The 11,542-nt window shown below is 58.3% G+C and carries 10 protein-coding genes; 1 reads left to right on the top strand and 9 read right to left on the bottom strand.

The window, feature by feature from the left end:
• Nucleotides 1-11: 11 nt before the first annotated feature.
• Nucleotides 12-1,019, bottom strand: coding sequence for a type I glyceraldehyde-3-phosphate dehydrogenase (gene gap, locus QP965_RS01815; RefSeq protein ID WP_239277695.1), 1,008 nt, complete (start codon nt 1,017-1,019; stop codon nt 12-14).
• A gap of 540 nt (nt 1,020-1,559) precedes the next feature.
• Between gap and QP965_RS01810 the strand changes: the two genes are divergently transcribed.
• Nucleotides 1,560-3,206, top strand: a complete 1,647-nt coding sequence (locus tag QP965_RS01810; RefSeq protein ID WP_502869192.1) for an L-lactate permease — start codon at nt 1,560-1,562, stop codon at nt 3,204-3,206.
• Nucleotides 3,207-3,338: 132 nt separating this feature from the next.
• Here the strand turns inward: QP965_RS01810 and whiA are convergent, their stop codons facing one another.
• The 8 genes from whiA to QP965_RS01770 form a co-directional block, all read right to left on the bottom strand.
• A complete protein-coding gene (gene whiA, locus QP965_RS01805; RefSeq protein ID WP_239228818.1) occupies nt 3,339-4,328 on the bottom strand; it encodes a DNA-binding protein WhiA in 990 nt (329 codons plus the stop codon).
• A 176-nt stretch (nt 4,329-4,504) separates the two neighbouring features.
• Nucleotides 4,505-5,488, bottom strand: a complete 984-nt coding sequence (locus tag QP965_RS01800; protein ID WP_284843927.1) for a gluconeogenesis factor YvcK family protein — start codon at nt 5,486-5,488, stop codon at nt 4,505-4,507.
• Nucleotides 5,489-5,511: 23 nt separating this feature from the next.
• Nucleotides 5,512-6,393 carry an RNase adapter RapZ gene (gene rapZ / locus QP965_RS01795; RefSeq protein WP_284814805.1) on the bottom strand — a complete coding sequence of 294 codons (882 nt, stop codon included), beginning with the start codon at nt 6,391-6,393 and terminating at the stop codon, nt 5,512-5,514.
• Nucleotides 6,394-6,433: 40 nt separating this feature from the next.
• On the bottom strand, nt 6,434-8,509 hold the full coding sequence (gene uvrC, locus QP965_RS01790; protein WP_239277689.1) for an excinuclease ABC subunit UvrC: 2,076 nt from the start codon (nt 8,507-8,509) through the stop codon (nt 6,434-6,436).
• Between the two features lie 3 nt (nt 8,510-8,512).
• Nucleotides 8,513-9,061, bottom strand: coding sequence for a PH domain-containing protein (locus QP965_RS01785; protein ID WP_284769214.1), 549 nt, complete (start codon nt 9,059-9,061; stop codon nt 8,513-8,515).
• 75 nt (nt 9,062-9,136) lie between these two features.
• The gene (gene ribH, locus QP965_RS01780; protein ID WP_239277687.1) at nt 9,137-9,616 is read right to left on the bottom strand and encodes a 6,7-dimethyl-8-ribityllumazine synthase; all 480 of its coding nucleotides are present in this window, start codon (nt 9,614-9,616) and stop codon (nt 9,137-9,139) included.
• A gap of 29 nt (nt 9,617-9,645) precedes the next feature.
• The gene (locus QP965_RS01775) at nt 9,646-10,908 is read right to left on the bottom strand and encodes a bifunctional 3,4-dihydroxy-2-butanone-4-phosphate synthase/GTP cyclohydrolase II (RefSeq protein WP_239277684.1); all 1,263 of its coding nucleotides are present in this window, start codon (nt 10,906-10,908) and stop codon (nt 9,646-9,648) included.
• A gap of 11 nt (nt 10,909-10,919) precedes the next feature.
• Entirely contained in the window at nt 10,920-11,534 is a 615-nt protein-coding gene (locus QP965_RS01770) for a riboflavin synthase (protein WP_284843926.1), read from the bottom strand.
• Between the last annotated feature and the right edge of the window lie 8 nt (nt 11,535-11,542).

Below are 11,542 nucleotides of genomic sequence, written 5' to 3'. Positions count from 1 at the left end.
AGAGCTCTAGTTTAGAGCTTGTCTGCCACCAGGTTGGTCAGGCGAACGAGCTGGGAGGTGTAGCCCCACTCGTTGTCGTACCAGCCCAGAACCTTGACCAGGTTGCCGTTGGAAACCTTGGTCATGCCGGAGTCGAAGATGCAGCCGTGCGGGGAAGTAACAATGTCGGTGGAAACCAGCGGATCCTCGGTGTATGCGAGGGTGTCCTTGAGCTCGCCCTCAGCAGCTTCCTTCAAGGCAGCGTTGATTTCCTCGGCAGTGACGTCGCGGGAAGCGGTGAAGGTCAGGTCGGTAGCGGAGCCGGTGATAACCGGAACGCGCATTGCGTAACCATCCAGCTTGCCGTCCAGCTCAGGCAGAACCAGGGATACGGCCTTAGCAGCGCCAGTGGAGGTAGGCACCATGTTTACTGCAGCGGCACGGGCGCGGCGCGGGTCCTTGTGCGGAGCGTCCTGGATGCGCTGGTCGCCGGTGTAAGCGTGAACGGTGGTCATCAGGCCCTTTTCAATGCCGAACTTGTCATTGAGAACCTTTGCCATCGGTGCCAGGCAGTTGGTGGTGCAGGATGCTGCAGAGATGACGTTGTGGTTTGCCGGATCATAGGTGTCAGAGTTGACGCCGTAGACGAAGGTTGCGTCTACTTCCTTGCCCGGGGCGGAGATGATGACCTTCTTGGCGCCAGCCTCGAGGTGAGCCTTGGCGTCGTTGCCGTTGGTAAAGCGGCCGGTGGACTCGATGACGAGGTCTACGTTGTACTCGCCCCACTTGAGCTGCTTCGGGTCCTTTTCTGCGGTTACCACGATGCGGTGACCATTAACGGTAATGGACTCATCGTCGTGAGTAATTTCGCCATCGAAGCGGCCCAGCACGGAGTCGTACTTCAGCAGGTTAGCCAGCGTGCCGTTGTCGGTCAGGTCGTTTACTGCAACAACTTCGAGGTTGTTGTCACCCTGAGCGACTGCACGGAAAAAGTTACGGCCAATGCGGCCAAAGCCATTGATACCTACGCGGATAGTCACTGTATTTCTCCTCAAAGAGTCGAGTAAATGTGTGTACGGGTATGTGCGCGGGTCCTTCGATGAAGCCTGTGTTTGAGAAGCGCCCGAGCGTTTTCCCTTACATGGCCGATACTACCGAGCGTTTTTTGTCAGCGCAGGCTCCCAGCGACCTTAAGAACTAGTGGATGACAGACTTTCCAAAAGCGCGTACACTCTTTCCGATCCTTTTTATTTCCCACATACATAACCGCTGGATAGGCCCGAACACGTGGGTTTATGTTGGGTTCACTCTGTTACCATGAGATATATCACTACTACACTTTAGGGGTTGCGCCCGCTTCTGTCCGATCGGACATTGAGAAATGCTGCCGTTGACTCCTATCAAGACGACCGTATTCTTTCCGTGACGCCCACCGCACGATATGCTTTCTTTACTCACTGGCTCACAAAGCGTTTAAGGCAACCCTTCCTGCTCTAGCGCCACCGTTAGTCACCGTGAGAATGCTTCAGGTGCCCGTAATTTCCTACGGGCAAGACCACCGTAGAAACCAAGGACTTCTCTTGTTCGAAATAAATACCTCTGCTGTGGGTGACAGCCTCGGGCTTACCGCCCTGGTGGCGATTCTCCCGCTCATTGCATTCTTTATCATGCTGCTTGGGGTTAAAGCACGCGCGCATACTTCTGGCGCCGTTGCCCTGGCAGTATCCCTCATTATTGCCATCGCCGGCTTCTCCATGCCGGTAGATATGGCTTTGTCCTCCGCCGTACGTGGCGGCCTATTCGGGCTCCTACCCATTGTCTGGGTCATCATTACCGCAATCTGGTTCTATGAAATCACCGTAGCCTCCGGGCGCTTCGAGGACCTGCGCAAGACCTTTGACCTTTTGGGTGACGGCGATATTCGCATCCAGGCTATCCTCATCGCCTTCTGTTTTGGCGGTTTGTTGGAGGCCCTCGCCGGTTTTGGTGCCCCCGTAGCCATTACCGCGACCATGATCATGGCCCTCGGTGTGAAGCCACTGCGCGCGGCTACAGTAGTTCTGATTGCTAATACCGCTCCGGTTGCTTTTGGCGCGGTTGGCATCCCGGTAACCACTGCGGGCGAGGTTGCCGGTCGCAGTGCCGAGCAAACCCACGACATTGCAGCACTTATCTCCTTGCAGGTGCTGCTCATCGCCGCCATCGTGCCATTCCTCATCGCCTTCATCTTGGACGGCTTCCGCGGTGTCAAGGAAACTGCCCCGGCCGCTGCCGTGATTGGCATTTCCTTCGCGTTGGCTCAGTGGTTGGCCGCGACTTTCTTTGCGTACCAGCTCACCAACGTCATCGCCTGCATCGTCTCTTTGGGCTGTGCTTTCGCCTTCCTCCGGGTATGGAAGCCGAAGGGCGTCAAGGAGTTGCGCGAGCGTCTCGAGCTTCCTGCCGCCGAGTCCACCACCGATCTCAACGGACGCCGTATCTGGATGGCGCTGCTTCCCTACGCCGTAGTGACCGTGGTCTTTGCCGTGGCCACCGCCGCCCCCGCTATCTTCGGATTCCTCAAGCTGCACTTTGCCTGGCCTTTGCTTGATGACGCGATTGTCGACGCCGACGGCAATCTCATGGATACCAGCTTCAGCTTCAATGTCTTTGGCAATCCAGGTACGCTCCTGCTGCTCTCGGGCATTATCGTTGCGGTTGTCTACCACTACTTCAATGAAAATGGCCGCTACAGCCTAAGCTTTGGGCAACCGGTGAGCGCCTTTGGGGACGTCGTCAGCCGCATGAAGTTCTCGGCCCTTACCATCATCTTGGTGCTGGCCTTGGCCTACACGATGAACTACTCCGGCCAGACTATTGCTATTGGTGAGTTCGTCTCTTCTGCCGGCAGCATCTTTGCGCTCTTCGCCCCAGTCCTGGGCTGGATTGGTACCGCGGTTACTGGCTCCGATACGTCTGCTAATGCCCTCTTTGCCAACCTGCAGGTTGCAGCGGCAGAGCGAATCAGCGTGAATCCTGACCTTATGCTCGCGGCCAATACCGCAGGCGGCGTTGTGGGCAAGATGATCTCCCCGCAGTCCCTTGCAATTGCGGCTACCGCCGTCAATATGGAGGGCAAGGAATCAGTCATCCTGAAGAACGTAGTGGGCTACTCCGTGGCTTTCCTAGCCATTGTATGCGTCATCGTGTTCTTGATGACCAACGTCCTAGGATTCCTCGTGCCCTAGTTCTTTAACGCTTCTGGCTAGCCGGTTGCGCACCTGCTAGCCGGGAAGGCACTAGAAATCTCCCCGCAGCTGCGTCTACCGCTTTGGTATCCGCACTGCGGGGAGTTCTTTTAATGTAAGCGAATCCGAGGGTCAGGATTCGTTGAAGAGGTCATCTGTAATCGCTTGGTTGGTATCGGGGATATCCAGCTCCTCGGCTCGCTTATCGGCCATCGACAGCAAGCGGCGAATACGCCCAGCTACTGCGTCCTTAGTCATAGGAGGCTCGGCCAAGCGACCCAGCTCTTCGAGCGAAGCCTCGCGGTGCTGAACTCGCAAGCGGCCCGCGTCTGCCAAGTGCTCAGGAACATCGTCACCTAAGATCTCCATGGCGCGGTCAACGCGCGCTGCCGCGGTAACCGCAGCGCGAGCAGAGCGCCGAAGGTTGGCGTCATCAAAATTGTCCAAGCGCCGAGACGTATCGTGCGCCTCCCGCTTAACTCGCTTCTTTTCCCAGCTCAATCGAGTCTCCTGAGCACCCATACGCGTAAGAAGCGCCCCGATAGCATCACCATCGCGTACAACGACGCGATCTTCACCGCGAGTTTCCTTGGTCTTCGCAGAGATACCAAGGCGGCGGGCGCAGCCCACCAGTGCCAACGCAGCCTCTTGGCACGGGCAGGTAACTTCCAGCGCGGAAGAGCGGCCTGGCTCCGTGAGACTGCCATGGGCAAGGAAGGCTCCGCGCCATGCTGCTTCGCTATCGGCGACGGTGCCGGAGATGACCTGCGGCGGCAGACCCACTACTGCATGGCCGGAGCGGGTGATAAGACCCAGCCGACGGGTCAACTCTTTCGCGCCGGTGGAAATGCGAACCGTTACGCGAGTCTTCTTGGTGGTTCCTGCCGGGCCGGCAACATGGCTATCGGCAGTGATCCCATAAAGGTCATCAAGAGCGTTCATGAAGCGCCGCGCAATGGCGTGGCTTTCTAGCTCCAGCTCATAGGACATGCTGTCACCGGAAATATCTAGTTCGCCGGCGAATCGCAACATCGCCGCCAGTTCGGCAGCGCGAGCGGACTGGCGTGGCACGACGACAGCCGTCAATTCTTCTTTGACCTGGTCGGTCAATGGTGTGGTCACCTAGTTCGCCCCATTTCTATTCTCACAGTCACAAAGTACGCATACCGGCTAGAGCCATTGCTTCCAGCCCAGTGCGGTGAAAGGATTTCTGACATCATACCGCGCGGGCTCGATCGCCGCGCGGTCGGTCGAGTGCGGCCGCTCGCACGATACCGCGGTGAATTAGCGCGCCGGTTCTAATCGCGAGTGCTGCGATAGTCCGAATATAGGTCCAAGAGCGCCGCAGACAGCTTTTCCGGATCGTGCTTATTGATGCTGCGACCATTGGCATCAACTTGGCTCACATCCGCGAAGGTAGCGCGAGCGCCTAGGGACTGCGCGGCGCGCTGAATATAGACGCGCTCACTATCGGTGGGCAAAGCCGCCTCGTCCACCAAAATACGGTCAATCCGCAGATCAGGGGCGTGCTGCGCGAGCACGTGCAAGTGACGCTCTGCGGAGAAGCCATGAGTTTCGCCCGGCTCGGCCGACAGGTTCAAAACAACGACGCGCAACGCATCGGAAGCAGAAATCGCATCCACTACCTGCGGCACGAGAGTATGCGGCAATACCGAGCTAAACCACGAGCCTGGGCCGATGGTAATGAGATCCGCGCGCTGGATGGCATCAAGGGCATCCGGATTCGCGCTGGGTTGTTCGGGCACGATGCGCACGCGCCGCACCTGGCCCGGTGTGGAAGCGACCGCAACCTGGCCGCGGACCTGGCGCATGACACGGGGGTCGTCGTCAAGCCCGGCAACATCCGCCTCAATCTCTAAGGCTTGATTGACCACTGGGAAAACTCGCCCCTGGGAATTAGTAAGTTCTGCGATGGTATCCAGGGCAGCTTGATAATCGCCGAGCACATCCGTTAATCCCGCAATCATCAGATTGCCCACCGCATGCCCTGCCATAGCGCCATTGCCACCGAAACGGTGTTGCAAGGTTCGCGCCCACAAGTCCCCCACTGGGTCACTATTGGCCAAGGCAGCCAGCGCCATGCGCAAGTCACCCGGGGGAATGATTTCCAGCTCGCGGCGCAAACGGCCAGAGGAGCCGCCATCATCCGCGACGGTAACGATCGCAGAAATATCGGTCGCCTCGCTAAAGCGTGCGGACAGAAGGGTTTGATAAAGTCCATGGCCGCCGCCGAGGCAGACCATGTGTGAAGGATTGGTCATAAAAGCGTTAAAACTCCTGTGCTCTAGCCTCGTGCGATATCCCTATGCAAGGTGCTGACGTCCAAAGTGTCATTGTCCCGCAGTCGCGCCGCTATAGCCTCTGCGATGGCGACGGAACGGTGGTGGCCGCCCGTGCAACCGACGCCAAGCGTGATGAAGTTCTTGCCCTCATGGCGGTAGCCATCCAGCATGGTAGAAAACATCTGCAAGAAAGTATCCACGAACTCCTGCGCCGCTGGCTGCGAGAGCACATAGTGGGCAACCGGTTCATCCGTGCCGCGGTATCCCCGCAGTTCTGGAACCCAATAGGGGTTGGGCAGGAAACGCACGTCTACCACTAAGTCAGCATCGCGGGGCGAGCCATTCTTAAATCCAAAGGACTCAACGGTGACATGTTGCTTTTCATTTTGCATCTCACCAAAGGCCGCCTCAATGGCGCGGCGGAGATCATGAATGGATAGGTTCGTCGTATCAATAATCATATCCGCATGGGAACGCACGTCTGCCACCGCCCGACGCTCGCGTTGGATACCTACTTTGAGCGTGTCGCCCTCCTGCAGTGGGTGGGTGCGACGCACCGAATCAAATCGGCGAATGAGCACATCATCACGAGCATCCAAAAAGAGCACGGTGGGCTTCATATTTAGTTCCGTAAGCTCATCCATAATCTCTAACAAAGACCCTGGAAACATGCGCGAGCGCACATCCGTTACGGCTGCTACCTTGCCCACCGGAGTTCCCTCTTGGTTGCACAGCTTGAGCAGGTCAACAATGGCGCGAGGCGGAATATTGTGGGCCACGTAGTAGCCCTTGTCCTCAAACACTTTGGCAGCGGAACTCAACCCGCCGCCGGACATGCCGGTTATCAAAATGGGTGGAGTTTCGAAATGCGTCATGCCCAACAGTCTAGCGCTTTAGGATTCGCCGCTTCTAGGAGAACTCCACTTAGTTGCCCGAAGAATCATGCAAAGTCTCGTAGACGGTCTGGGCCAGTTTTGGACCGAAGCCGTTTACCTCGCAGATCTCATCCACAGTGGCGGCCTTGAGCTTCTTCACCGAACCGAAATGCTTAACCAGATCGGTGCGCCGCTGCGGTCCCAATCCCGGCACGGAATCAAGAACTGAGGAACGCATCCGCTTTGAGCGCTGCTGCCGGTGGTAAGTAATGGCAAAGCGGTGGGCTTCATCGCGAATCTGCTGCAAGAGGAATAGCGCTTGCGAGTTTCGCGGCAGAATCACCGGCTCATCATCGCCGGGAACCCAGATTTCCTCGAGGCGCTTGGCCAGGCCCACCAGGGTTACATCCACGATGCCTAACTCATCAAATACCTCTTGAGCTGCGGCCACCTGGGGCGCGCCGCCATCCACAATGAAAAGCTGCGGTGGATACGCAAAGCGGCGCCCCGCCTCGGCGGATTCTTCCGCCACCTTCTCCTCTGCAAAGGACGACTCTTCTACTTCCTCATCCGGATGGGCCAGCTTATCTTGCTTGTGACGCTTAAACCGACGGCGCGTAATCTCTGCGATAGAACCGACGTCATCCGAGCGGCCATCACCAGCCGCTTCCTTGATGCGGTAGCGCCTATAGTCCGACTTCTTGGGCAGGCCATCTTCAAAGACCACCAGGGAAGCAACCACATCTGTGCCTTGAATGTGGGAGATATCAGTACATTCGATGCGCAATGGGGCTTGCTCCATACCCAGAGCTTCTTGAATATCCTGCAAGGCCGCCGAGCGTGCGGTGAGATCTCCTACCCGCTTGAGCTTATGCTGACGCAACTGCTCCTTGGCGTTTTTCTCCACCGTGGCCATAAGCTGCTTTTTATCGCCGCGCTGGGGAACGCGCAGGTCTACTTGAGCACCGCGCAGCTCCTCCAACAACGCGACGACCTGCTCCGGTTCATCCGGCAGGGCCTGAACCAAAATCTGGCGTGGAATAACCTGCACGCGGCGGGATTTCATGTGCGATTCTTGGTCCACCCCGCGCCGCTTCACGTCCGCGGCGAGCGCAGCGTCTTCCTGCGCTTCTTGCTTCTCACGCTCTACTGCATCGGAATAGAACTGGATGAGGAAGTTCTGTACCAACGCTGGCAGCGCGGGATCAGGCTGCCCCTCTTCCAAGGGCTCTGAGTTTGCCTGATCGCCAGCGCGTTCGACTACCCAACCGCGCTGACCACGAATGCGCCCATCGCGGACATGGAAGATCTGCACCGCTGCCTCAAGTTCATCGGAGTTAAAAGCAATGAGATCAGCATCCGTGCCGTCTGTGAAGACCACGGCCTGCTGTTCCATGATCTTGTCAATCGCGCCCAAGTCATCGCGCAGGCGCGCCGCGCGTTCAAACTCTAGGTTCTCGGCGGCCTGCTCCATGTCCTGGGTGAGTTTGCGGCGCACTGAACCGGTGTTGCCATTCATGAAGGACACGAGATCGTTGACCGTCTCGCGGTGGTCTTCCTTGCTTACTCGGCCAATGCAGGGTGCATCGCATTTGCCGATGTATCCCAAAAGGCACGGACGCCCGAGCCGCTCATGCCGGTTATACACACCCTTCGAGCAGGTGCGCATGGGAAAGATGCGGGTAAGCAAGTCCAAGCTTTCGCGCACGGCCCAGGCATGGGAATAGGGGCCGAAATAGCGCACGCCCTTGCGCCGCGGGCCACGGTAGAAAAAGGCACGAGGGACCGTCTCCCCGACCGAAACCGCGAGCATAGGATAGGTTTTATCATCGCGGTACATGACGTTGAAGTGTGGATCAAAACGCTTGATCCACGTGTACTCCAACTGCAAGGCTTCCACCTCGCTGGCAACTACCGTCCACTCCACCGAGTTGGCGGTGAGCACCATTTGGCGAGTACGCGGGTGCAGTTGCGTGATGTCCTGAAAATAGTTAGACAGCCGAGCGCGCAAGTTCTTGGCTTTGCCCACGTAGATAACGCGGCGGTTTTCATCGCGGAACTTATAGACGCCCGGGTCGGTGGGAATGGTTCCCGGAGCTGGGCGGTAGGTGGTGGGGTCAGCCAATTGTTAATCCTGGGGCATGTACTTGGCTTCCACGTCGCGGAAGCGGCGGACGTTGTCAATGACGGTGTCCTTATCGCCGGACTGCAACGCCCAGACGGGAACGAACTCGAACTCGGGCAGCTCAAGGCGTGCCATACGCTGGCCTACGGGGAAGGAAAGTCCGTAGACCACCTGCCACGGATAAAAGCGGGTGCCCACGATATTGCGGACCTCTACCCCATCCTCATTTGCGCGCAAGCGTGGACGGTTAAGAGCGATCCAGGACAAAACGGAAATGAGAACACCAACGCCAGGGAAGGCGAATTTGTCGATGGTAGTCACGTGCGCACCGGTAAAAGACACATCCAAGGTGATTCCCATGAAGATATGGATGGCCAGAACGAGGATCACCCAGGCGATAGCCACCTTGCGCAAGAAGGGCGAGGTCGCCGTAAATTCCCACGGTTTAGAGGTGGTCTGTGCGAAGGGATCGGCACTGGTATAGGCCAATACTTCGGCGTCGCTAAGCTGGTGGCTGTGCTGCGGGTTCTTTGGGGCCTGCGCCTCGTTCATGTGCATACTCCTTTGGGGCGCGCCCCGCCGGCCACCTTAGTGGTCAAGCATCGGGCGCTGACGCATTGCTAGAGGTTACTTCTGTGCTGCGTTTAGTGTACGCAACTGCAGCGCGGTATCTAAAGCCGCAATCATGGCTTCGGCGCCCTTGTTTTCTACCGAGTCTGCAAATCCGGCGCGGTCGATAGCTTGCTGCTGGTCGTTAACGGTCAGGACGCCGTTAGCTACCGGGGTGGATTCATCGAGGGAGATGCGGGTCAGCGCCTGGGTGACGGAATCGCATACGTAGTCAAAGTGCGGGGTGCCGCCACGGATAACGCAGCCTAGTGCCACCACGGCATCGTAGGCGCGGGCTGCTGCTTGGACGACAACGCCAAGTTCCAGGGCACCTACAACTCGGTATTCGGCAACCTCGGCACCATTATCGGTAGCGGTCTGCACTGCCTGGGCATGGAGCTGGTCGCAAATTTCTGCGTTCCACGTAGCAGTAACCACGGCAACGCGCAGTCCGCTGCCATCTACCTGGGCAATATCAGGTAGTCCTTCTTTACTCATCGCTATCCTTTCGATTGGACGTCAAAGTTCTACTTATGTTCGGCGTCCCACTGGGCAACCTGCGGAAGGTCGTGGCCCATGCGGTCGCGTTTAGTACGCAGGTAGTCAATATTATCCGCGTGGGCAGGGGTTGCCAGCGGCGTGTGGTGGCTGGCGTCCACTCCAAAGCCACTCAGCCCCTCGCCCTTATGCGGATTATTGGTTAAGAGGTTTGCGGATTCTATGCCGAGATCGCGAAGGATCTGCCCGGCCACGGAATACTCGCGGGCGTCCTCGGGCAGTCCCTGCTCCAGGTTGGCATCGACGGTATCCATGCCCGAATCCTGCAGGCGGTAGGCCTTCAACTTATGCAGAAGTCCGATTCCACGGCCCTCTTGACCGCGCAGGTAGATGACCACGCCGCGGCCTTCTTGGCTGATAAGGCGCATGGACTCATGCAGTTGGGGCCCGCAATCGCAGCGCCGTGAGCCAAAGGCATCACCAGTTAGGCATTCGGAATGGACGCGCACCATGACGTCGCGTGCGCCGCGCAGTTGGGCGGGATCCCCTGCGACCAATGCAACGTGTTCCTGCCCGTCTACCTCATGGCGGTAACCGATGGCGGTGAAGTGGCCGTATTCGGTGGGGAGCTCAGTGGCAACCTGGCGGGTGACCTGCGTTTCATTATGGCGGCGCCACTCGATGAGCTGCGCGATAGAGATCATGGAGAGTCCATGCGTATCGGCAAAGCGACGCAACTCTGGTGAGCGCGCCATGTCCGTGGGGTCATCTTCGGAGACGATCTCGCACAGCACACCGGCTGGGCGCAGGCCCGCTAAGCGGGCCAGATCAATGGAAGCCTCAGTATGTCCGTCCCGCTCCAGAACGCCGCCTGGGCGGGCGCACAGCGGCACGACGTGGCCTGGGCGGGTGAATTCGCCGGGCGTGGTGTTTGGGTCTGCCAGACGCCGGATGGTTTCTGCGCGCGAGGTCGCAGAAATACCGGTACTACCCGTCGCTGCATCCACGGTCACCGTGTAGGCGGTGCCGCGAACATCCTGGTTGACCGCCAGCATCGGCGGTAGGTTCAGCCGGTTGCAATCTTCTGGCAGCAAGGGTGCACAGATATATCCAGAGGAATAGCGCACCATGAAGGCCACAAGTTCCGGGGTGGCTAGCTCTGCGGCGAAAATCAGATCGCCTTCGTTTTCGCGATCCTCATCGTCGATGACAACAACCGGCTTACCAGCGGCGATATCCGCGATGGCCTGGTCGATGGAATCAAGACGGATGGAATTCTCACTCGCGCTCATAAGGTAGCAGTCTAGTCCTTAGCCTCAGGGGGTTTAGCTTCGGGGTGAAGCATCTTTTCTACATACTTGGCCAGCACATCCACCTCGAGGTTTACCTCTCCGCCCACTGGCAAGGCGCCATGAATGGTATCGCGCAAAGTGGTGGGGATAAGGGATACTTCGAACCAGTCGGGGCCCACGGCGCTCACGGTCAGCGAGGTGCCGCTCACGGCAATGGAGCCCTTTTCCACGACGTACCGGGAAAGCGCGGACGGCAAGCTAAACCGCAGCACATCCCAGTTCTCGGAGCTAGTTCGGCTCTGGAGCGTCGCGGTGCCGTCCACGTGTCCTTGCATGATGTGCCCACCCAGCCGGGTGGTGGGAAGCAGTGCCGGCTCTACATTGACCGGATCGCCCTCGGCAAGGCGCCCCAGGGCGGTGCGGTCAAGGGACTCCTGCATCACATCCGCACAGAATGTATCCGCAGACAGATCCGCCACGGTAAGACATACGCCGTTAATAGCAATGGAATCACCCAGTGCGGCCTCCGCAACGGTACGCGGGGCACGAATGCTCAACCGCAGCGCGTCTGCATGCGGTTCCATTGCCTCCACGGTGCCCAACTCTTGTACTAGACCAGTAAACACGTCCAACC

Source organism: Corynebacterium sp. MSK074 (assembly GCF_030229735.1).
GTDB lineage: Bacteria > Actinomycetota > Actinomycetes > Mycobacteriales > Mycobacteriaceae > Corynebacterium.
Note: the sequence above shows the minus strand (reverse complement) of the source record. Positions and strands in the feature narration are given on the sequence as shown.